The organism is Clostridium ragsdalei P11 (assembly GCF_001675165.1).
Lineage (GTDB): Bacteria > Bacillota > Clostridia > Clostridiales > Clostridiaceae > Clostridium_B > Clostridium_B ragsdalei.
The window spans coordinates 1-24,872 of the sequence record NZ_LROS01000023.1 but is presented as its reverse complement, the minus strand read 5'-3'; the positions used below and the strand labels follow the sequence as shown (position 1 = coordinate 24,872).

At 28.8% G+C, this 24,872-nt stretch carries 21 protein-coding genes; all 21 read right to left on the bottom strand.

The genetic code is table 11. From position 1 onward, the window contains the following. Nucleotides 1–138: 138 nt before the first annotated feature. Nucleotides 139–2,499 carry an AAA family ATPase gene (locus tag CLRAG_RS11750; protein WP_065078599.1) on the bottom strand — a complete coding sequence of 787 codons (2,361 nt, stop codon included), beginning with the start codon at nt 2,497–2,499 and terminating at the stop codon, nt 139–141. Further along, entirely contained in the window at nt 2,492–3,214 is a 723-nt protein-coding gene (locus CLRAG_RS11745; RefSeq protein ID WP_065078598.1) for an ABC-three component system middle component 1, read from the bottom strand. The genes CLRAG_RS11750 and CLRAG_RS11745 overlap by 8 nt, the downstream gene beginning before the upstream one ends. Beyond that, on the bottom strand, nt 3,211–4,773 hold the full coding sequence (locus CLRAG_RS11740; RefSeq protein ID WP_065078597.1) for an ABC-three component system protein: 1,563 nt from the start codon (nt 4,771–4,773) through the stop codon (nt 3,211–3,213). Before CLRAG_RS11740 ends, CLRAG_RS11745 begins: the two co-directional genes overlap by 4 nt. A gap of 149 nt (nt 4,774–4,922) precedes the next feature. Then, complete coding sequence (locus CLRAG_RS20205) at nt 4,923–5,756, bottom strand: HNH endonuclease (RefSeq protein WP_083985694.1); 834 nt, start codon at nt 5,754–5,756, stop codon at nt 4,923–4,925. A 327-nt stretch (nt 5,757–6,083) separates the two neighbouring features. Beyond that, nucleotides 6,084–7,478 (bottom strand): hypothetical protein, encoded by a 1,395-nt coding sequence (locus CLRAG_RS11730; protein WP_065078596.1) that lies wholly within the window; start codon nt 7,476–7,478, stop codon nt 6,084–6,086. Nucleotides 7,479–8,720: 1,242 nt separating this feature from the next. Then, on the bottom strand, nt 8,721–9,527 hold the full coding sequence (locus CLRAG_RS11725) for a hypothetical protein (RefSeq protein WP_154104985.1): 807 nt from the start codon (nt 9,525–9,527) through the stop codon (nt 8,721–8,723). Beyond that, nucleotides 9,511–10,332: an ImmA/IrrE family metallo-endopeptidase gene (locus tag CLRAG_RS11720; protein WP_065078594.1), complete on the bottom strand. Its 822-nt coding sequence runs from the start codon at nt 10,330–10,332 to the stop codon at nt 9,511–9,513. The genes CLRAG_RS11725 and CLRAG_RS11720 overlap by 17 nt, the downstream gene beginning before the upstream one ends. Beyond that, on the bottom strand, nt 10,332–10,709 hold the full coding sequence (locus CLRAG_RS11715) for a helix-turn-helix domain-containing protein (protein ID WP_065078593.1): 378 nt from the start codon (nt 10,707–10,709) through the stop codon (nt 10,332–10,334). Before CLRAG_RS11715 ends, CLRAG_RS11720 begins: the two co-directional genes overlap by 1 nt. Nucleotides 10,710–10,976: 267 nt before the next feature. Next, nucleotides 10,977–15,530 carry an NACHT domain-containing protein gene (locus CLRAG_RS11710; RefSeq protein ID WP_065078592.1) on the bottom strand — a complete coding sequence of 1,518 codons (4,554 nt, stop codon included), beginning with the start codon at nt 15,528–15,530 and terminating at the stop codon, nt 10,977–10,979. 451 nt (nt 15,531–15,981) lie between these two features. Then, the gene (locus tag CLRAG_RS11705; RefSeq protein WP_065078591.1) at nt 15,982–16,662 is read right to left on the bottom strand and encodes a peptidoglycan recognition protein family protein; all 681 of its coding nucleotides are present in this window, start codon (nt 16,660–16,662) and stop codon (nt 15,982–15,984) included. Nucleotides 16,663–16,714: 52 nt separating this feature from the next. After that, nucleotides 16,715–16,954, bottom strand: coding sequence for a DUF2922 domain-containing protein (locus CLRAG_RS11700; protein ID WP_065078590.1), 240 nt, complete (start codon nt 16,952–16,954; stop codon nt 16,715–16,717). A 34-nt stretch (nt 16,955–16,988) separates the two neighbouring features. Next, on the bottom strand, nt 16,989–17,213 hold the full coding sequence (locus CLRAG_RS11695; RefSeq protein ID WP_023162381.1) for a DUF1659 domain-containing protein: 225 nt from the start codon (nt 17,211–17,213) through the stop codon (nt 16,989–16,991). 83 nt (nt 17,214–17,296) lie between these two features. Further along, nucleotides 17,297–17,461, bottom strand: coding sequence for a YvrJ family protein (locus tag CLRAG_RS11690; RefSeq protein WP_023162382.1), 165 nt, complete (start codon nt 17,459–17,461; stop codon nt 17,297–17,299). Between the two features lie 39 nt (nt 17,462–17,500). Then, on the bottom strand, nt 17,501–18,037 hold the full coding sequence (locus CLRAG_RS11685) for a sigma-70 family RNA polymerase sigma factor (protein WP_083985690.1): 537 nt from the start codon (nt 18,035–18,037) through the stop codon (nt 17,501–17,503). Nucleotides 18,038–18,300: 263 nt separating this feature from the next. Further along, nucleotides 18,301–19,914: a DUF4365 domain-containing protein gene (locus CLRAG_RS11680; protein WP_065078589.1), complete on the bottom strand. Its 1,614-nt coding sequence runs from the start codon at nt 19,912–19,914 to the stop codon at nt 18,301–18,303. A gap of 206 nt (nt 19,915–20,120) precedes the next feature. Next, nucleotides 20,121–20,585, bottom strand: coding sequence for a hypothetical protein (locus CLRAG_RS11675; RefSeq protein WP_065078588.1), 465 nt, complete (start codon nt 20,583–20,585; stop codon nt 20,121–20,123). A 260-nt stretch (nt 20,586–20,845) separates the two neighbouring features. Then, a complete protein-coding gene (locus tag CLRAG_RS11670) occupies nt 20,846–21,073 on the bottom strand; it encodes a hypothetical protein (protein WP_065078587.1) in 228 nt (75 codons plus the stop codon). Nucleotides 21,074–21,265: 192 nt separating this feature from the next. Continuing rightward, entirely contained in the window at nt 21,266–22,027 is a 762-nt protein-coding gene (locus tag CLRAG_RS11665) for an SMEK domain-containing protein (RefSeq protein WP_065078586.1), read from the bottom strand. A 259-nt stretch (nt 22,028–22,286) separates the two neighbouring features. Beyond that, nucleotides 22,287–23,027, bottom strand: coding sequence for a class I SAM-dependent methyltransferase (locus tag CLRAG_RS11660; RefSeq protein WP_065078585.1), 741 nt, complete (start codon nt 23,025–23,027; stop codon nt 22,287–22,289). 66 nt (nt 23,028–23,093) lie between these two features. Beyond that, nucleotides 23,094–23,849 (bottom strand): class I SAM-dependent methyltransferase, encoded by a 756-nt coding sequence (locus CLRAG_RS11655; RefSeq protein ID WP_065078584.1) that lies wholly within the window; start codon nt 23,847–23,849, stop codon nt 23,094–23,096. 91 nt (nt 23,850–23,940) lie between these two features. Further along, nucleotides 23,941–24,852, bottom strand: coding sequence for a DnaD domain-containing protein (locus CLRAG_RS11650; RefSeq protein ID WP_065078583.1), 912 nt, complete (start codon nt 24,850–24,852; stop codon nt 23,941–23,943). Between the last annotated feature and the right edge of the window lie 20 nt (nt 24,853–24,872).

Genomic DNA, 24,872 nt, shown 5'->3' with positions numbered 1-24,872 from the left:
ACAAATTACTATTTATATAAATAAACCTTAAATTCACATTATTAGACTAATCATAACGACTATATTATATCCAATATAAACATAATATGAAGTTTGAGCCATAATATATTTATTAATAAATGCATTTAATCCTTTTATTTATTCATTAAGTTGGTATCTTCTAGCTATTAATTTATACTTTTTATATTTATACCGAATAAATCTCGAAAATTCTTCTTCATGAGTCGATACTATCATCTGGTAGTCTCTAAATTCATTTCGTAACAGCTCAACCAGAGAATCTACATTTAAATCATCCATTGTTTGAACAGGATCATCAATTAGCATACATGAAAAACTGTCCTTGCCATAAATTTTGTTTAATGTCAGTGTTAATGCAATTATAACACCAGTTAACTGTCCTGAACTTAAAGTATATAAGACATCGTGGTCAGACTGTTTTGAAGCCAAAAATCTAATAGAATCTAATTTCTCCCCTTTAGTATCATATTTGATAAATATACCCAATCCCCCTTGATAATATTGCAACACTCTACCAGAGTAAATATATAGCGGAATTTGAATTTTTCCAATTATCTTTTTTTGATATTGGCCTATTTTGTTTTTATATATTGAAATTATTTCTTTTACCTTACTTTTCATATTATCTAGGTCTTTAGTAACTTTCTCTTTTTTCTTCAGTATCTTTTCCCTTTCTATTAATTTATCATATTCTTGTAACTGATATTGTTCTTCAAGATAAAGCCTCTTTTCATTTTCCAATTTCTCTGATATATATTCTATATTTTCAATTTTACTATCAAAAACAGATTCAAATATTTTGAAAAAGCAATTTTCCTTTTGCATAAGAATGTATTCATCAGATAAAGAATTTATATAATTGTCTTGTATAGTTTTTTGAAACCTCTGTACTACAATTTCACATTCATCTTCATTCTTCAATAATCTATCAGATTTATTCAAATTAATTTGTTGTTTGTGTAAAAAAGAAGAAAATTTCCTATATTCTGGAGCAACGACCTCAACATTATGCAAAATGTTTTTTATCAAGTCATTATCCATATATGAATTTTCATTTATAAATTTCGTAATAACAACTTTAAATTTTTCATCATACTCCGATTGTAACTCTAATAAATATTCTTTTATTTTTTCAGTTTCACCATCTGTACATTCCTTTAATGTACTCTCTACACCTACAATCGCTTTCTCATACTCCGCTTTAATTTTAAAGTCTGTTCCACAATATGGGCAAACATTTTCTTTAATTTCTGTTCCCCCATCTTCTCTCCATTGAGATAAACTTTTTGTAAGATTTTCTCTAGAACCTTGTAATTTTTCAAGAGATTTATTGTATGTATTTTGATTTCTTCTTGCTTTTAATATCTCTCTTTGTAAGCGTAAAACCGGAACAATATCAATCTCAATGTTTATATTTTCTTTCAGTTTTTGAAAATCTAATTTTTCTATATCTATCTCTTCACTATCTTCTTTTGTCGGTAAGGATTTCAAATACTCGAAAGTCTTATATTCTCTTTGCTTATTATCTATATCCTGATATATAGCATTAAAAATCAGTAACTTTTTCAACAATTCTTTGTTGCTGATGTATCTATCAAATTGTGAATTCACTAAACTAGTCTGAAATTCTTCTATGTGGCGTGATAACACTGCCACTTTTTTCAACTCTGTTAATATTTCATCTAATTTCTCTTTATCCTTTATCTTTACTGCTTTTTCATTCCAGTATGGTTTCCTTTTACATTTTTGAAATATATCCTTATATTCTCGATTTATTTTACTTTTTTCAATTTTTCCTTTATCTTTATCCAACTCTGTTCTTTCTGCTTTATTGTCCTCTTTTAATTTGTTTACCTTACTTGATAATTTCTTTTTAAAGCTATTATATTTCGTATATTCACTAATTTCATTATCTATATTAAACAAAGAACTTATCTGCTCCATCCTTTTCGTTTCAGATGCCATCAAGAATTTTAATCTATCCTCTTGTGATATATAATAAAACTTATAATAATCTTCTAGCAAATCATTTCCCAAATACTTCTTTATAACAGCATCTGCCCCTTCAGCCATGCCATTATATTCAAGTTTTTCGCAAAACCAAATCATTGTATTCGTAATATTCTTTAGATTTTTGGGGTTATTCTCCACTCCAGATATACTCTGCACATTAATACATCTTTCTATTTTTAAAACATTTTCCCCTGATATCAATTCTCCGCTAACAACAACATTTTTATCCACATTTTTTGACAAAAAATGTGTATCATAACTCAACTTTCCTGATACCTCTGGGCATTCCTCTGCCCTTTTTATATCTCCTGTTACCAAGTATTCTATTGCTTCAAATATACTTGTCTTACCATAACCATTTGGTCCATCCAACACAAATAGATCAGCCATAGAAAAATCTATATCCTTTTTATCAAATAACTTATAATTTTCCAAATGTATTCTTCCCAACCTATATCTACTCATTTTTTTCATCCTCTCGATAATACAAATCATGCAAATCATTAATATTGTCATCTATCATATTAGTTTTTTTCTCAATATCCTCTTTTAAAAATTCATATATTTCATTCAATCCTTTTTCTTGTACAGCCAGTTTTATATCATCAGCCAAACTTCTTAAATCATTTTCTTTTTCTATCTTCAATTTAATAATAGGGAGTTTTATTAACAATCTCATTAGCAAATCATATGCACTATCTTTTCCATCATGAAAAGCAGCAAATCTACTTACCTTTTTAGTTTCCTGCATCATATATTCAATGTAATTTGAACAACATTTTATTTCATCTGAAAATTCAGATACCTCTTTCGTTAAATACGGACACAACATCTTTTTGAAATAATATGGATTTTCTTCAATTGATAATATTTTATTCATAATATTATCATAGTTATCTTTGCACTCTATCCCTATAATCCATGATGTATTTTTATCTACTGCTGGTTCCTGTACTATTAATTCCTTTATTCCTTTGTAAACTAATATCTGTAACTCATCAAAGTCAGCATTCTCAAAATATTTCTGATTACATGTAGAAACTACATAATATTGCGTTTCTGTTTTATTTTCACTCTTATAGATATTTATAGAAATATCTGCGTTTAAATCAATTTTTTTGGGTTTTGTATAGCCTAACTCTATTAATATCTCTCTAATAATCATCTCAAATTTATTCATTTTCTCTCTCCATATTTGTTTTTTGCATTTTCAATTGAAATCAGTCCTACTTTTTTAGTCTTAGTTATATTCATATATTTTAATTCATCCTCGACATTATCATCATCTTTAGTAATAACATTGATTTTACATGCTTCTTCGAAGACATCTTCTGTATCAAAATCTCTAGTTAATAATTTATCAACTTCCATCAATTCTGTATCATATTCATCATTTTTAATTATTTTTTTACAAACATCCTGAATATCATTTTCAATTAACCCCTCTATTGTAAGTTTTTTTCTTCCTTGTTTTTCTGCACTAATAGTTGTCGACATCATAAATTTATCATTAATTTGACATAGCACCTTGCATTGATTCATAAAAAATTCTTTATCTATCTCCGTTATTCCAGCAAAAAATGCATTCTCCAAATCTGTGATTCCAAACAATTCAAATCCTTTTTCTGTAAATTTTCCTTTCTTATGTAAAGACATGATTCTGAATATACCCTCCATTTCAGTTAAAGGACTTGATACAATATAATTTGAAATCTCTTCAAGCTTACAATTCAAGCAATTTTTCTCACTTTTTACTTCACATATATCTTTTTCACAAAAATCATCTTTCTCTTTTAAATACAAATACTTTAATCTTAGTAATTCTTCCTCTTTTGTGTCTGTACAAATAGAATATGTATCTAAATTCAATATATCCTTAAATTCAGTGAACAAAATCCTAATATTTTTGCTCCTGATTTCCGCTCTTTTAGTAATATTGTCATTAATTAATTCCATAAGTTTCATATAGTATATATTAACTTTTTCTTCTCTATAAGACTTATATTCTCCCCAATATATTTTTATCTCATCTAAAGTCATATCTACAATATCAGTACTATCTGCAAAACCGTTATCATTTGGATAAGTATATAAAAGAATTTTCTTAATTGCTTCTTTCTTCTCAGAGAAATCATAATTTTTCTTTTCATCTTGCAAAACTTGCCTACTTGCAACTTTGAACATTTCTTTTGTTATATCTTCTTTATTTTTAATCGAATTATTTTTTTCAATTTTATCAATAATTAATTTATTTATATCAGTTGTATTTCGATTCATTCGTTTTATCTTTTCATTCCATTTTTCTACAATTTCATTATAAACAATATCATTTTTATCGTTATCCTGAACTATGTCTTGCAATTTCTGAATTTTTTCCGGATAGTAACTCTCTAATTTATCCATGATTTCCTGTTCTAAATTTTCGGATTTAATTTCATTTTTTGTATGTAGATATCCATTAATGATATCTGGATGTTCTCTTATCATCCTAACTATATTTGACAATGCCTCTTTATAATCTTCTAGTTTATTATCTTTTCTGTTCTTTACCTGATGAACAGATCTATAATTATTATTAAGCCCTATTGAAAAGTCTTCTATTCCTTCTAATTCCAACCAATATCCATTTGTGTCGTCAATATCATTTATCGTTTTCAACGTAATTAATAAAGCTACTTTTCCTTGATACATATACCCATTCCAACTAGCTGAAGCATCCCATCCATTTTCTTTATTCATACTTCCATCCTTCCTATAGTATATGTTGGAGTTTTTTGACTATTTTATTATTTATAACATTATGGCCTATATTAGGATAATCAATGTAGAAATAGTCTGTCCAATTTTATAAATAATTGAATTTTAAATGTAATCATATTTCTATTCTTCTATCTATACATATCCAATAATCTATCTAAAGATATTTCTATTCCAAATGCTTTTAATTCTTCTAATTTCATATCATATAATTTTTCTATTATATCTTTCTTCTCATCAAAAACAGCATAATGCAATTTTTTATGGCAATTTGGACATAAAACAACAATGTTTCCTGCTACATCTAAACTCTTTTTAAAATGCTCTTGTTTACTTATTGGTATTAAGTGATGAACTTCTACATAATTATTATCAGTAGCTTTTGCAATAAAAGTCTTATGATTTTTATCAATGCTACATTGGTAGTTAGCTCTTATAACTTCACGTTTTGCAATTTTAGGGTCTCTTTGCCATACATTAACAGCTGTCGACCTTATTTGTGGCTCTTTAGGAATATCAATTGCATCAGCTTTTATAACATCCTCTTGATAACTCATATCATCTATCTCTTCATTTCTAATCATATTTCTAAATCTATATTCTATTAATATACTTTTAATTAAAATGTCTATGTTTTCAGATAATATAATTTTCCCATATGAATTATTAAAAAACTTCTCTTGATTTTCATAATTTGAAAGTGTAGCATAAATATTCTTTATAAACTTATCATCCACTTTGTTGTATGTATTACCAGTTATATGATTAATAAAAAATAAATTTCCTTCTTTTATATTTAAGTGACAATATACACGCCCATCATTTCCCTTCAAATGAACACTATTTTCATATTTCTCTGATTGAACATAAAAGTTATCATTCAAATCCAATAATAACTTTTGTTCTACCTCTTTATTATTTAATATAAACTTTTCTGTCCACTTTTTTATTGATGTTTTTTTCATTACAACTACCTCCTAAACGTATTAATATTTACGTTATACTATTAATCTCTGTCTATGATATTCATCTAAAATATTTAGCTATTCCTTAGCCTAATTAGTGTAGTTATAATATAACATGTCTAATTTTGTTAATAATTAAAAGTATATTATAGCACCTAACTTTTCAACTGCGTTTTTCAACCTTAGAAAGAAGATTCATATTCGTAGAAACTAGTATGCCGATTGTGCTTATATAAAGACATCTAAGTTTTATTCTAACGTATTGTTATATTATGTTTGTATATTCATCATATTATTTAATCCATTTTTATAAAACAAATCAAGTTGCTAGCTAATGAATTTTATAACACTTTCAAGGTCATCTCCGGTAATATTGATGCAAAATGTAAACTCAACATCAACTTGATTTTGATCCCATGACATATACATCCCTGGATGATATGATAGATATGTAGTTGCTAATTTATTTAACAACATCTCATATGCCTTATAATCAATAGCCTTCATACGTTCAGTAATAATTCTAATTCTTTTAATCATTTCTTCATATCTTTCATCTAATTCAATATTTTCAGAAGCTTCTAGAAAACTTAGCTTAATTTCCAAATCATCATCTTTAACACTTTGCTCAACAATATCATTATTAAAGTAAATATTCTTCATAAAATAGTCTTCTGCCATTTGAGTACAAATATCATCCATTAAATACTGATATCTGTTTTTCATGTCTTCAACAATGTCTTCTCTATTTTTAGAGATGATTCCTGATATTATACCAATATTTTTCTTGATAAATCCATTCACCTTTTCTGAATCTTTCTCTTCAAATGTCAACAGACAACCTGATAGATATGATTTTAATACTTGTTCTAGATCTTTCCTTTCTATATTGCTATATGATTGAAACTGTGCAGCTAATAGTTTAGCATCATCCAAAGTAATTTCCAAACCACAATATTCACATTTTCCAATATATAGTTCTTCTTTTGAATTAGTTATGTATGTTGAAGTTAAATAAATCATATTTTCATTACAACACGGACACAAAGAATAAGTTGCTCCTTTCTTCCTGTTGTTAAAAACAGTGCCTTTATTTTTAGGATTCTGATCTAATATAACCATATTTGCTTCTGCATCATCCCATTTTTTTATAAATGCAAGTATTATTTCTAATCCTCGTTCATCTATCTTCTCTCTTATTTTCTCTATATCTTCATATAAATTGTTAGTTTCTGCAAATGTATCAAAAGTAGGAATATACTTTCCATATATCTTAAATAATTCTGGCAATAACAATGCTATATAATTTTCAGTTTCTTTGGGCTTGAATGAAAAAGTATAATGTGTTAAAGCATTTCGATTTTCATTCAACATTATTATTTTATTATAGAAAATTTTCTCAATATCAATATCGTATATGGTTATTACACAGTTAATTGCATCCATAAATTGTATAGTGTTTGATTTTACATTCTTTTCAGAATTATTAATTTTCTTCTCTATACTTTGCTTAAAGAATTTATTCAAATCTTCATAAATAAGATATGGTGATTTTATATGAATCAAGTATTTAAATAAGGTTTCTGTTGAATGGTGCAAATTAATAATAATTTCCTTTAACATATACTCATACTTAGGCGATGTTTCTGCAATTTCGCTAACTTCTTTTAATCTATAAACTGCTTTCTTTAAAGAATCTAGTCCATTATCTAATAACTCCATATTAAGTACCCCCTCACAGTATTATTGATTCCAACCACCCATTATAGACATAATCCTCTATACCTACTAAACATCTATACAACAAGATGTTATGCCCTAATTATATCATATAAATCCATATTATTACTTATGTTTACAAAATAAGTATGATTTTTTATATAGGGTGGACTTGCCTTGTAATGCCGGTCATATAAGCAATCTCTACATATATAACCATATCTGAGCCGAGTATTAGAAGCATGTCCACCCTTTCACCTGTATACTACAAATTGTTTAGAAATATTTTGAAAAGCTATCTAAAACTTCATGCATATAAAGGCCCTTGGAAACTCCCCTGAACGCTTGTTTATTTTGCTAAACAATAGATTTGACGACTGTATCAAGCTTTGTAAAAGCTTGTACTTTCGTTAAATCTCCCTTTGTTTAGCGAAGTAGCACAAGTGAAAGACCCCAGAGGAATACCGAGAAGGGGTGGACTTGCCTTGCTGCGAAACCTTATATGAACATGTCTTTTTAATGCTTGTACATGAAAGGTTTCTGCAGGGAGCATGTCCTCCCCTTTGCACTCTGCCGGGAACCCAAATAAAGGACTAGTTAAAATCGTGTATTTCTTTGCTTTTAGAAGGTCCGGATAAAGGAGGAACTTATAAAAGCTTAGAAATACTAGATAGAAACCTGTCCTTTTTTGGGTGGTAGTTAAAGTGCCCAAATATGTTAAATATACATTATATGCATCAGTAACTATATCCTTATTAGATCCAATTTCCTTTATAACCTGAAATACATATCCAATTTAATTAAATAATTTTAATACACTAGAATTTATTTTATGATACCTATCTGCCATACTAATGTTACATTGATATAAGCACACGAGCTGAAGTTAACTAATATACTTGTATATTTGTCTTTGGACTAGCCTTTGTTTTGAGCACTGCAAAGATAAACACTATGTATACATATAAAATATCTTACTTTTGTTGATTATTGATACATCAAATAAGCGAAAAAGAAAGTACTTGTCCAAAGCTTCCTTGCGACTGAAAAGGAGCCTATTATAAGACCTCAAAGGATTGCTGCCTGGGTTTGGGGCGGAGCATCCCATTAAACTTTATTTCTATGGAACAGCTTTAATTCTGAGTACGCGAAGAGGTAAAGCTAGTCCATAGATTCATGAATTTAAAGCAAATTACTTTGTACTCTCAACAAAAAATAAGCACCAGCTTTAACCAGTACTTATTTTTAATGTACTAATTTCATATTACCATCTTTAAGTAAAACAAGCTTTCCTGCATATAACAGGTCAATTATATCCTCTCCACTTTTTTTAATCATATTGTTTTTATTATCACATATTTTAAAACTAAGCTCATGAAATTTATTTATATATGCAACAGCTTTTTCCTTATCTAAATAATCTCTAAGAATATAGAAAATTCCTAATACACTAAGAGCTTTTAAACTATGATACTCTCCACTATATCCAATAACCATACACCTTCTAGCTCTTCTATCATCAGATGCAAAAATATTTACCTGTGTATTATTAACCACATATAAAATGGCTGACATTAAAGCTGTTTTTAATTCCCCTAAATTTGAAGGGACTCTATTATTTTTACAATCGTCTAATATTCTATCCTCGATAACTTTAAGTTTAATTAAAAACTCATCTATATCTAAATTTTTAAAATCTAGTTTCTCCAATTCCACATAATAGTCATTATAATACCTTGTATTAAATATGCTGCAGCAAACTTTCAAATTGCTTAAAAATGTTCTGTATGGCATCGTATAACTTTCTTTTAGCATCTCTATCAAGTCTTTATCAGATAACACCTTTATAGTTTCTTTTTCTATTAACATGTTTAGCAATTTTTTTGATTCTTCTGGCCATGCAACTTCGTTTCGTATATGAGCATGAATATAATAGGAGCCTTCCAATGTTAAGAATTTTTCCAGTAAAGATTCTCCTTCTAAAGTTATAGAAGATTTTATTATAGAGTCTGTGTCCAAAACAGTTGTACCAAGCTTAATCAATTTTTTCACCAAGCTCTCTATAAATATCATCAATATCTCTTGTAATATATTTAATATCATCTTCAGCTTTCATAATTGGAACTAATTCCTCCGAATTATTATCTATTATTAATGCTTTCAAATTGTCATATCTAATATCATTTGTTCTCTTTTGCCACCTTACAGCTATTTCATACTTATTTATTTCATATAATATTCCTTCATTTTCATCCCTATCTGGAATTTCTAGCAGTTCATCCGCTTTTTTCATATCTATAAATTCTATTTCAAACAAACGTAAAACAATAGTTTTATAAGGTACAGCAAAAACATCCATAAGCTTTATGATATCTAAGATACTTAATTTTCTCTTATCAATCTTTAATAATTCAACTTGCTTTTTTAAAGAATTAGTTGGAACCAACAATAATGCTGCAAAAAGATTTGCCTTTTCTTCAATGTCTTTTCCTAAATCTATACTCTTCACTAGATGACTGTAACATTTACCTAACTGTTCTTTATTATATTTTAAATGATATAATTCATGAGCTGCCGTAAATATTTGCTTTTCTAGTGGAAGATAGGTGTTTATATACATGAAAATTTGTCCCTTATAATTACATACAAATCCGTATATTTCATTATCTCTAATTGGATACATTAATAATTTTAGTTCAGGACAGTAATTCATAATAACACTGAATATATCATCTTGCATAATCATTCTATCTCCGGTACCAAAATATCTAGTTAAAAATGAAATAGCCCCATCTTCCAATTCTTCATAAGTATCCTTACTTCTATTAAAAATACTTTTTCTAATTAGTTCATGCATTAATCATCCCACTCTTCCTGAAGTATTCCCTTTTTCTCTTGAATTTCACTATGAAAGAGAATCATATCCATAATATTCTGTGCATGCATTAGTCCGCATTTAGCTTCTTTGCTATTAACTTCTCCCATAAAAAGCTTTATAGGCTCCATTTGCTCTTCATTTAAACTATCTTCATCTGTAAGTTTTTCCATGGGTACAGATAAAGCATCACATATCTCTTTTATTTCATTTATTGAAATGTTCCTTCTTCCATGAATTATCTTATTTAAAGTTTGTTTTGAAATATTTAATTTTTCCGCTAATTGAGTTTGTTTTATATCTTTTTCATTTAAAATTTTTAAAATATTTCTTCCTATTATTTCATTCGTACTTAACATAAACATCCCTCCTTCTTATCTATATTATATTCAATTTGATTAACTTTAGTCAACAAAATAGATACTTTTAAATGATATTTTCATTAAAAAGTATCTATTTTGTTTAATTATTATATAAGATACTGTAACATACTCTTGTTTTAGATAAAAGTTACTTTGTTTCAAGTAGATTGAAGGTATTACAAATAACATGTTTATTACTAAAGAGAAAATTTCTTTACAATATTGTAAATATCAATTTAATAGTACTAATTATTTATTACACCTTTACCTATCTAGCATCTGCTGGCTCAACACTCTAGCTGAACCAACTCGTTTTTCGAACATTAGATCCCAAATATCTAGGCACTGTTGTGAAATACTCTTCAGTTTTTCATCTGATAATTGAGATGTCTCATCATATAAGCCTATGATAAGTTTGGACAATTCATCATCTATTCTCCAATAATCACCTGAGTTTCCTACATGATTTTCAATTAAAGCATAACCCATAGATAAAATAATATCCTTATAATCAATAATTGATTTAGCATTTTCTTCTAAATAATGTACAAAAGCATAAATTATTCTTCTGCTCATATTAGATTCCATTATTTCAATTAAAAAATCCTTATCCCTTTCTAATTCGACTAAATTATTATAAAAAATTTGGGATATTGGAAATTCCAAATCAAATTTACTAAATGTAAATTTTTTAATAATGCTTTTTACTAAATCATTGTATCCTTCTTTATTGAAATAAAGTAATGCCATTTCCAGAATACTTTTTACCTGGGTTTCATTCATATTTTGAACATCAAATATTTCATCTTGAAATTCATCATTTTGAATATACATTTCAGTCAAACTACAAGCTCCAACTTTTATCAGATCTTTATCATCTGAAAAGTAACACTGTAATATAATTTTTAAAATGCGTTCTCTAAATTTAGGATACATAAGAAAAAACAACTGTTTTGAGCCATGATATCCAGCAATTCTATAATCTCTTTCAAACGTATAAAGAATTTTTTCAGCTGCCCAATCTCTATCTATATTATATATTGGAACTAATGCAAACAAATTTGCTAGCCTAACTGCTGGATTTATGTCATCACATAATTTTGATACTGTATCTTTAAACTTAACATATAGTTCTTTATTACTCCATAACAACTTTCCAATAGCCATAGCTGCAGTACCTCTTACACAATTAAAAGCATTACTTTGGAGCATGTAAAAAGATTTCATCTCCTTATCTTCGGAAGATGTTACATTAGGTTTTTCATTATTTGGATTTGAATGATTAATAGCAATATCATTCAATATGTCAATTATATTTTGAGACCAGTGAGTATCTTCTTTTTTCTCAATAATATCACATATATAACTAGCCCTAAATGAATCATAATTATAACGATATTTCAAAATCATTTTTTCCAGCAAGTTTATTGGGACCTCGTTCAAACGATTACTAAATGCTACTCCTGTAAATAATGAATCAATATAAACTTCACTCATATCTTTATCACAACTCAATAGCAATTTAATAAATCTTTCAGGATCATAAGAAACGGCTTCCCGAAAACTTGTAGAAAACTCTTCAATAGAATTTTCAATAAATCCACCTTCTACTTTACTCCAATGTGAACAATTCTTTTTCTTCAATTTGTTATTAGTTAACACTTGTAACCATTGATGATTTCCTAATTTTTTCCCCGCTATAGGTGACCTAACCCATCCACAATGACCATTTAAATGAGTATATGTATTTTGTACATTCTCAAAACGTCGATTAAGTACCCGTAATAATTCCTTTGATTTTTGGGAAATTCTATTCAGCGGCAAACATGGCAATAATGCCATTTGCATATCACCCCAGAAACTCCAATACACTCTATTTCCATTTTTATTGTACTCTATTCGTCTTCTGTACCATTCCTTTGCTCTAGGATCAATATACGAAATAATCGCATTTTCAAGTGCTAAAAATACATCTTTGCTGCAATATACTGTATGTTTTCTTAATACATCTTTAACTAAAGCAAGTTCATCTTCGTTACTGCTTGTTTTATCAAAAATATTTTCATTTAAATTAGTAGCAACATAGCTCACAACCCTATCACTAAACTTACCTGGGAGCTGCACTAGTGCAGTTAATATTATTTCGTTAAATACCACATAAGCTTTACCCATAAATTCTTTATATCGTTCTATAAAAATTCCTGGATTCTTATTAATTAATGCAGTATTCGCTTTTTTTATTATCTCAACACATGCTCTTTCTAACCCGCTGTTATGAGTGTATCTTGCATCCCATCCTGAATAAACATTATAATATTCCTTTTCTCGTGGTATGTATGGCAGTAATATATCTAAAACTATTTTGCTGTCCTTTACTAATATATTGCTATTTTCATCTATTAATTTTTCTTCATAATTATAAATACTTCTACTACTATTTTTAATCTTATACTTTAATAATAGCTCAAAAATTCTAATAGATCTTAAATCACAATTTTGAAACATTTCTTTAAAATTAATATAAGATCCTGCCATCTCTGGATAATGCTCATAAAATTTCATTCTCAATTCAAACATCTCATTAGTATCTTCTTGTATATTAAAACTAAAACACCTGAATAATTTTTCATCGTTTTCTTTAGAGATAAATGTATATTTCTTAATAAATTCCACATCATTATTACTATATTGTGGATGTAAGCTTATCATTAAATTAATTGCAACATTTTTTTTCGTCTCATCCTGCATCCACTTATCTAAAACTCCATTTTTAAGTAGCAATTCTACAAAAATTGGATGTCCATTAATTACATTATCAATAATATGATTTGCAAATTCATCTTTTTCTAAGTATTTCATAATGAAATTTTTTATACTTGAATTTATTGATATACTCTGTCCTAACACTTCTAAAAATACATACTTAACATAAAATCTAACATTAGATGATTCTAACATTTGCTCTCCAACATTAACAAAGTTATCAGGATAACACTCTTCAATATTTTGAAGCAACATTTGAATCTGATACCTTTTTCCAGGTGTTTGGGTTTCTTTAGATCCAATAATACTTATAATATTTTCACCATTATCGTATTTATGCAGCATCTTTTCTACCAAAAAATAGTCTAAAATACTTTGATGAGCAAAGGAAACATTGTTATTAATCACTGTTATAAAACCATTAGATGCTAAATACTTTAAGCTTCTTCGTGTAACATTCAATAATTTATAATTAGTATACATCATTCCACATCTATCAAGCCTATCAACAATTTCTTTTTTTGCTTTTTGAACATTTTGCTCATCTATTTCATTTTGTTCACATTTTTCTAATAATTGATTCCACCATTCACAAATTAACTCATTAGCCGTAGAAAATTCATCATAAGCTTTTTTTCTATCTAACTGTTTCCAAATGTAAAGACTACTTGGAATTCTTAATACATGTTTTAATTTTTTTGATAGCCTATTATATTCTTTCCCAATAACACTTTTAACAGTATTTTCATCAAACTCTTTAACCAATATTTTTAACCATCCTACAGACTTCTCTTCTTCACTGTTTTCCTTGAAAAGTAACTTAATATTGTTATCATTTTCAAGATCATATGTCCTACACACTAAAACAATTGATATTTTTTTATTCCGCTCTAAATTAAGATTTGCTACTTGCTTTATTATTTCTGAACATATACTTAATGCATCTCTTGAATGTGCTTGTGTCCATCTCAGCGCATCTAATTGATCAAGTATTATTACTGCATTTTCATTTTTAGAAATGCTATGTAAAGAGTGTGCTATTGAAGCTGGCAATCCTAAATCTTTTCCCCACTTTTCAGCACTTACATTAGGTATCCTCATATCTAACTTTACAGCTATATATGGAATTCCATTACTTTCACAAAATGATATAATTGCCTGAGTACAGCCACTTTTGCCACTTCCTGCTTTTCCATGAATAATAATTGATTTTCCCTCTAATATTTTGTCATTACATAATTTAAACTCACTTCTAGATATTAGCTTTCCGTTGATTGGTATAAACGTTTTTTTGTATTCATCATTTAATTCTTCAATTCTTGAAGCTACCTTTGTATCTAAAGCAATATCCCTAAATAAGACCTTATTTTCCCTTAGGTACCCACGCAAATAACTATTAGTAATATTTCTACCTAAAATTTCACCTTCAGTTACCAAATTTTCTAAACATTTGTATATATTATCCTTATCTCCAATAAATAAATACTGTATTTTATCTAAAACTATCTCCTTTTGAAACGAATCTGGCACCTGATGATAAGACGTTCTTGATAAGTAATTAATTATTTTACATAAGTCCATATTAACTTCAGGATTTAAATTCAATTCACTACAATAACCATTAAAAAATTTAATAAATTCTGGACTGGATTTTTTAATTTGATAATTTAAAAAATCTTGCGGAACATTATTTGTGTTTTTGGCACGCTTAATTAAGTCTTCCAACATTTGGCATGATAAAGGTGATACTAACGATACCTTATTGCTACTACACCTATCTAACTGTTTTTTCCAATTTTTAATTATATTTCTTGACTTTAATGAACTGATATCCCATTCTTCTTTACTAGCATTTCTACCTTTACATTGCTGTCCTTCGCAACTACCATCCTGAAATGTAATCCATATATCAATTCCTTTTTCATCTTCACCTATTGGTTCCAATTCTACACTAACTAACTCTTCTTCTATAACCCTCAGCATCTGATATATAACCCATCTTCTTTCATAGGTATTTCCTAATTTGTCAGCACGTCCACCGCTTTCATATGGCATATCTAAATGACTCCTCTCGCTAAGTTGTAGTTACATTGTATGTAATCTAACTACAGCTATTTTTTTGTATATAAAATACAGATGAACACAAATTAACCAATCATACGTTTTTTAGTATTTAATCATATACTTAATCATTAAATATCTACTACTACATATAGTTTACACCTTTTTTACATATCTTTTAAAATAAGCTAATACTAATTTATATTACATTCAATAATTAATACATTATTAAATGATATTTTTTAAACCAAAGACTATACAAGTTTTGTAATATTTAAAGTTTGGAAAGCCCCTGCTCCTTACTCTTATATATTTTTATTCACATACAAACCAAACTTTTAACTAAACTCTTATTATAGATACCCCATATGCGATTTTGATTTTACAGTATAAAGAAGGTTGGCATCATTTTTATGATACCAACCTTCTTTATACTGGTATTAATTTATCCAAACAACCTATTCCATGTATTAACTCCAACAATACCATCAACCACAAGCCCGCTGTCCCTCTGAAAACTCTTTACAGCCTCAAGGGTACCCCCTCCAAAGAATCCATCAGCACCGCATCTTCCAACGCTGTAACCTCTGCTCATAAGCTTTTCCTGAACAGCTTTTACATTGCTGTCCTCCAAATTAGGATTCATCTTTATAAGATACCCTGGATAAACTAACCTGCCGCTGCTTCCTGCAGCCTCATTTCTTATTCTGTCTAATGGAAAATTTCCTCCAGGACAATCCGTAGAATAAAGCTCCCTATGTCCATATACTTTACTTATTCCATATTTACTTAACATGGAGCGGGTTAATTCTAATAATGCACTGTACTGTGTTTGACCCATAACTTCAACATTAAAATCACCCTCAGCGCATATTCCTATGGATCTGGAATTATATCCTGGACAATGGGCACCTACAGCCTTTTCATTTCTTCCCGTATATATAGTACCGTTTTTCCTCACAAGATAATGATAACCGCAGCCGCACCATCCATTTTCAAGGTGCCACCTGTGAATATCCTCTATGCTGCACATCTTTGCACCTGCATGGTGGAGCACAACTACTTCTGGATTATTGCCCCAGGTTAAAGTGCTCCTAAAACTTAAATTAGAATTTACTATGTTCAAAATGCCACCCCCAAAATTTAAAGGTCCTGCACATATGCAGAACCTTTATGATCTATTTCATTTCAAATTCTTTTGAGTCTGTTGTTACAACCTTAGCATCCTTCTTGCCAACCAATGCACCGTTCTTAGTAACAAATATTTTCTTTGCAATTATAAGGTTCATGAGAGATACAACCTGTTCTTGGGTAACTGAAGGCTGTCCATTTGCATCCTCTTTTACGTTGTCCACACTCAGGGAAAAATATTTGCCTTCTTCCTCGGTAGTAAACCTCATATTAAGTCTGTTTGCCATTTAAGCTCCTCCTTTCCTGATTTTTGCATGCTCACTAGGCATTAGTAATTACGGTGTTGTCCACTTTTTGAATTTCATTTACAGGATAAGTCAGTATATCACCTACAGCTTTTACTACATCATATACATCCTGATCTGCTGCATCCATTGCAATTTTGCCAAGTGTAACTTTCTTAAGTATCTCTTTACCCTGTTTGTTAAGCCCTGTCTTTTCTACAATAGAAAGCGTACTTGAAAGCTTTGTTGACTTTGCTGCCATAGCAATTCGCCCCTTTCTTTAACTTTTACTTATATATATGCCTTTTAAAAAATTAGTGCAGAAAAAAAGAAATAGGCTTTTACCTATTTCTTCTCCTGGTTTTTTATAACGGCTGATATATCTTCTCTTAAGTCTTCAATAGATTTGACTAAAAGGTCAATCTTATTTTCAAACCTTATGAGTAAATATATACTAACTGCTATTGGGAACCCTACGGTGCTGATTAAACTAACCAGCTGGTCATACATAAATATCACCCTCCCTCTGCCATTATAAAAATATATATGCTATTTCATATATTTTTTCAGTTTATTTAGGGCAGATTTTTTTATTTCTATAGCATGTCTATATTTTATATTAAGTATTTCAGCGGTTTCCTTAAGTGTCCTGCCTTCCATGTACACAGATTTAATTACTTTCATCTCTATATCCTGAAGTTTGTTAAGTGAAAATTTTATCTTTTCTGACTGATCAAATGCAATAACTTCATCCTCAAGGGTAAAGTCATAGGGCTGAATTGACAGCACCCCTTCATCCTGTATTTCTCTAAAGTGTTTTATCTGACCTTTTAAAAGTGCATTGAAGTTATTTACTATGGAATTTGTACAGTAAGTTGTAAAAGAGCCTTTTCCAATTTTGTAGAGTTTTACTGCTTTTATTACAGAAAGGTATCCGTGCTGTACTAGATCATCAAAATCATAGGAAGGAATATTGTATTTGCATGCCTTTTTTATTATGAAGCAGCTGAATTTTGCAATGATAGAATCCATGGAGTTTTTGTCGCCGGATTTGGCTTTTCTAACAAGCTCTTCTATGGTAACCACCGCCTTTTTATTTGATTATACAGGTAAAAGGGCAGTGATTGACCATTTTTTGACATAATGGAAAATATTGATTTTTAAAGCCTATATTCAATAATGCTATCAGGTGTCTTTCTCACTCTTGAATTTGGTTTTCCATCAGAATATCCAAGTGCAACAGCTCCAATCAGTTCTTGCAGCATCCAATATTTTATTAAGAATGTCTGTTTATTATTTATTATGAATTTTTTCACAGATAAAATTTGGCTTAAATATGTAATTACAAATCACATAGATGTCATATAATCAGTTACAATGCTATGATTTTCTTTTACACCGATATAATGCAGAAAAAGATTGCGATTAATAATTCTCCATAATTTATACCAAGAATAATCACTAGGAATAAGAATACCTCTTCCTGATCTTATGTATTTCTTTGAAGCAGACTGAAACGAATTAATTATTTCTTCGTATAAGCTTTCATTTTCTGATTTAATATAAAATTCTAAAGAAAATATTTTTGATTCTTTTACACCATATGTATACCTTTCCATATTGTCATCTACAATTAATACATATGTATTCTTTAATTCAAAAACCTTTTCTGAACAACTACCAAATTTCTCTTTATTTGCAATAAAAAACTCCTCAAATCGTTTAAGAAATTGTTCCATATTATTTCTATCTACTTTTCCCCGGTCAATATCTTCTTTATATTCAATACAATGTTCATCTTGTTTTGAAATATGATAATCAATAATTTTTTCCCATGGTCTACATATAGGATTGACACCTCTTCTTTCTAACTCTTGTCGTATAATTAGAAGACGCTGACTTTCTGGAATATTTTCAACGAGATCATCAAATTCTTCCATTGACAAACTCGTTCCACGCCACCCTAAAGCTACATGTTTCTTTGTACTGTCTTTCGTTTCTGATATCGCTATTGCATAATCAATGTCTTTAAAAAGCAACTCATCTAGCACAATATCTGGGAATAAAAACAAGCAATAGTTATCTTTCTTGAAAAAATCATTGATCCATCTCTCTAGCGTTTGTCTAATAATATCCTCTAAACTATAGCTTCCACCATACTGCATACTACAAAAATATTCACCCTCTTCTTTGAACTGTTTTATAAATAAATCATTTTCACCCTTTTTTATCTTATATAATCCAACACAAGCGAATGATCCTTTATCGCCATCTAAATAAGCTATTCCAATTTTCCATGTATCCTGAAAGTATACTCGTTTAATAAACCATAATTCATTATCAAGAATATTATTTAGATAATCCGACATATTTTCAATTGTAATTGGAACTTTTAGTTTCTTATCTGATAACAAAAAATAGTTTTCAACTTCATGTTGTTGCGCATAAGAAAACTTTATATAGATATTATGTAATATATCATACCACTTGTTAGAATCCGTGATTTCATCAGATTTATCAAAATAAACTGTTTTCTCTACTTGTGTTCCAACATCTAGTTCCAAACAATACTGCATAGACATATACTTCCAAAATATATGTTTGTTTTTACTATCAACCAAAATTAGAAGCACAGGATTGTACGTTTGTGCTTCCAAGACAACATTCACAACCTTTGTATCACAAGAATACTTGTATGAATACTTTGAATTATCGCGCACATTATTATTATTATAATCATGATTAAGAGATTTTACTTGAACATCAAATCGTCCTATCGGGATAACTTTTCGTTCTGCAGACTTACACAACTCTAAATATCCATCCAAATTTGGTAATTTATCTTCCGACTCAACATGAGGTATAATAAGTTCAGATTCTAACAATACGCCTTCTAAATAGTTTACTGCTTTCCTATCATATTTATAATTTTTATCATATCCACCAATATTTTTTTCTTTCATTTCATCCCTCTTTTAGGTTCTTTCCAATTACGGCATCCATATTTTTACCATTTCTCGAATTATTTTATCTGTTCCATAAATCACTATTTACATTACTCAACCTTAAATTGAAATTTATCTGTTATTCAGTTTTCTTTTTTATTAGGAATAATAAAAAATATTACTGATTTATTGGAAAATTAAATCCAATTGAAGCAATTCTATCTTTAGTTTTTTTCATATTTTTGAAACAATGTATCATCAAAGAAATCTTTTTCACCATCAAGCACGATCTCTCTAATATTACTAATTTTTTGTAAAGGAAATGTGTCAAAAATTCCAATTTCCCAATTATCATCTGGGTGTAATACCATTCCTAAGCCATATTTACCATTATAAATAACCAAGTCTCCTATTAATTCATTATTTTCTACCTTTCCTACTAAAACCTTATTGCTACTTCGTCTTTTTAATACCTCAGCAAATCCAAAAAGAGGATGTTCACATGCTTTGCATAGTTTATTTTTTAATTCAAATTCCCTTATAAAATCAAAAAATAGGTAACAATCTGAAAGTAATACATAGGCTTTTAGTGGGATATATTTTTGCTCGCCATCTATATTTGTTACTAAATATATTTCATAAAAATGTGACTTTCTAATGCTCGCTACTAATCCTATTGAAAATAACATTTTTGCTATATTTTCTTCAGATGTATCCTTAAATTATCCTTCACAATCATATATTATTAACATGCAATACTTAGAAACATCAGCTGAATATTTATCTGATTTTTTTCTTTACTTTCGATTGTATGTTTTAAGGCAATTAAATAATTGTGCATGGTGTATTTTGGTAAAAATAATGCTGGCATTTTAATTTGTTTATATTCCATTTTCTTTGAAAAATATGTTATTTCTTTAACTTTAACTTTTTTCTTGTCATCTTTATGCTAATATTTTTGTTTTTGTAGCAATTGATTTATATATTCTCCTTTTTTTAGTCTAGCCGATGTACCGTCGTAATACAACTCTGTTATCTCAATGCCAAACTTAATATCAGCATTATACTTAAGAATGAGATCTGGTTGTTCACTTTCTTGGATTATCGGTGAAGAATTACCAAATACTTTCTTTAATATTTCTACTTCACGAAGTTTTTTCTCTGAATAATTACTCAAAATTCGACTCCCCATTCTTCCAATTTTATCAGCAATAAATTACTATGTACAATACTCAACTTTAAATTTGGAATTTACCTATTAATTCAATATCTTATAATTATATCATTTAATTATTTTGTATGAATATATACATTCTAGTCTCTGGCATAGATTTACGCTTGATTATCCATAACTACATAAATTGTAAAATTACGAAATCAAAACCTTACAGTCAAACGCAACGTTTGCAAAAATTTCCACTTTATCCTTATATCTTTTTTCACCAACTATAACAATTGAATTATCCTCCAAAACATCAACATGAAATGGGATATATCCAAAAAAATGATTTATGATAATCATATAGCTTTTTTCTTTCTCACTGTAAACCCATTCTTCCTTTTTAATATCTTTAACAAGACGCTTAAAATCATATTGATCATAAAAATCAGCGTCTAATGACTCCATTACATTAATTATTTCTGAATCTATATATTCACATATTTTTCGCCTGACATCAGTTGAGACATATAAAACATCCCTGTACAAGTCATCGAAATCAAAAATATCTTTAGTGACATTAAATTCAAGCAACTCATTATTATAACTCATAGAATAAGCTTTTTGCTTTTCTGAGAGTATAAAAATCTTTAATTTATTGTACTTTTTATAGGTTTTATTCTCAATACACTTATCCAAAGTTTTTTGAACCTTTTTACCACTTTTATCTGATGTTACTTGTATTCCCAACCCTATAGATTCATCACCTAAATCAATACCTGGAAAATTTTTTTCCTTACAATTTAAGTTTATTAAACTGTAGCTATAAGTCAGATTTAAAATGTTACCTATAAAATTTTCTAAAATAATATTGTCATCTGTTAAATTTAACTTGTTTTTACTTATGAGTTCATATCTAATAATATTAAGTTTTTCAATTATGTAATTTATATATCTACCACTATTTATCAATTTTCCACCCCTTACTAAACTTAAATATATACTTCTTAGTATTTACAATTCCTTGAACCTAAAACTTTCCAACCGTGCATTGTAGAAATAATAAACTATTTTCCATTAGTTCTTTGAATAAATTATAATTCTACATATAGTTATATTATCCTTAATAATTTATAGAAAAAACCATGGAAATCCAAGATGCTACTCTCAGATTTCATTTGCATTTTCAAAGTTAAATTACTATTTATAGTACTCATCCTTAAATTAGAGACTATTTTTCTAATTCTATAAACAAATACATCGGTATTTTCTTCAACCAAGCGACTCTCGATGACATTTGAGAGTGTTCTTCTGTTGGTATTGGTTCGTTCATATCAATTAATTTAAAACCATTTTTGACAAACGCTTTTATATAATCTGACAAAGTCCTATGTCTATATAAAATTGGATCATTCATTCCTTTGATTTCTCCAATCCATTCTTTTGGATTATGATAATCAGAAACAAGCACTTCTATATTTTCATTATCTGCCATCCATTTAGTTTTCTTACCCTTGAAGCACGGATGCAATATAGAAATAAATACCTTCCCATTTTGCTTTAAAACACGATGAATTTCCTTTAAGGTACCATCCAAATCTTCAACATCCATTAACATCATTGAGCAAAGCACTATATCGTAATAATTGTCGTCAATTACATTTAGTGTATTTGAATTAAGAACATAATGTTCAATTCTTAAACCTTCTTCTTTTGCTTTATTTTTTGCGTACTCAATAAAAACTTCTGAACAGTCAGCAGATGTAACGATTGCTCCCTTATGTGATAATGCTCTCGAATAACCACCTTCGCCGCATCCCAAATCAAGAATATATTTATCTTTGACATCTCCAAGTTTTTCTAATGTGTATGGCATTATGTAATATATTCTAAAATCATTTGTTTGGGCTTTTTCAATCCATTCGTCTATATTCACCTGATTCCAACATTCGGTTGAACTGTCTTTTATCATTTCCTTGTTCCTCCACAAATTTACTATTTGTATTACAATCTCTACTACTCAACCTTAAATTGAAATTTATAGTGGCTTTTGAGCAAGATATAATGGAATAGTATCATTAATAATGATTTTATCGCCAGCATCCATAATAGCCTTTCTTACTCCCGTGTAAAATTTAGATTTATAAGGCTCTTCTAAAGTTATATGCTCACAATGTGTACTAATATATGAAATATATTCATCAGCATTAAGTGTTCTTACCTTTTTCCAGTCTTTATATTTGTAATTAACAAAGCCATAATTCACAACATTATCATATTTCATTTTACAATTATATCTCTTCTTAACAAAAAAATGTTCTTTATATACCTCGGCTATTCTATTGTACAATTCTTCATTTGCACTTTTCTCATCTGAACGGGTCATAAACATTGCAAGAATGCCACCAGGTTTTAGTATATTGTAGACTTTTGAAAAAGCTATTTCTTCAGGTATCCATTGAATTGTAGCTGCTGAATATATTAAATCAAATGTTTGATTTCCAAAATCATATGTTTCAAAATCAGCATTTACAATATCAAAATTACTATAAGTCCCATATTTGTTTTCCATAAATTCTGTAAAGTTCTCCCCTAGTTCAATTGCCTTATAATTACAGCCAGTTTTTAAAATAGGCTCTGTTGCTTGTCCTGTACCTGGACCAATTTCAAGTACATCTTTGCTTGAATTTAAGTCAGATACAGTAATAATTTCTGTAAAGAGTTCATCACAATATCGAGGTCTATATTTATCAAATATTTCTGGTATTCGGTCAAATGTAATTCTAAAGTCCATTATTTAAACCTCCTTTCAAATTACTATTTCTATTAACATTCTTATATACTAAATCAGCCTTTAACACCATAATAGCCCAAAAAGTATAAATCTATCCATCACCCCATCCAAGCAGCTGCCTTTCAAGTTTCTTAAAATCATACTGCCTGCACTTTCCCCCCGGATCTCGCATATTCTTATACTCCTTAACATCATTGGCAGTCTTCAAGCCTTTATTTCTCCAGCTCTGCAGTATTCTCCCCACATAATTTATATTCCTGGCATTGTACTTTAAAGCCTCCTCAACCGCAAGGATAATCACATCGAAGTCTATAACACCGCTCCACATACGCAGTTTCTCCCTCTCAGCTTCCCCTACAGGATGTATATTCTCCTCAAAAAATGCCAGCACATTACTGTAGGTGTCAAAAGGTACAGGTTCATCTGTACTCTTATTACTCCTTACTTCTTGCTTATTATTTATTATTTTTTGCTTATTATTTATTACTTTCTTACTTATAGGCTCCTTGTAAGCCCCTTCCAAGGGGCTTGTAAGGGGCTCTTTTAAGTCCTCAACAACTTCATTTCCAGAATCAGTAGGATCCTTTATTTCTATTCCATCAAAAATACTTTCAATATCCAATTCTTCATTAAGACACTGTTTATAAAATAGTGAGACAAATTCTTTGTTTTTAACATTTTTAAGCTCTCTATTGACACATTTTACAGCATTTAAATTATTTGGTTTATTGTATTTAATCCAGTTTAAAATCATTATTTCTTTTGTTTCATCCAGGTAAAATATCTTTTTATACTCCTGAAATCTGAGAAGCAGTTTGTCCACTGTTTCTCTATTGTAACCAGTCTGAGTTTCTATAATTCGCTTAGGAAGCTCATAAATACCACACTGGGTAGTGTTCGAGTTAGTCATCAAGTATATGTAAAAGAACTTTTCCTCGGGAGTTAAATCTAAAACAAATCCGTCATTCCAGAAATCAGTATGGAGCTGCCTGTACTTAGCCATTATAATAACCTCCTAAAAAT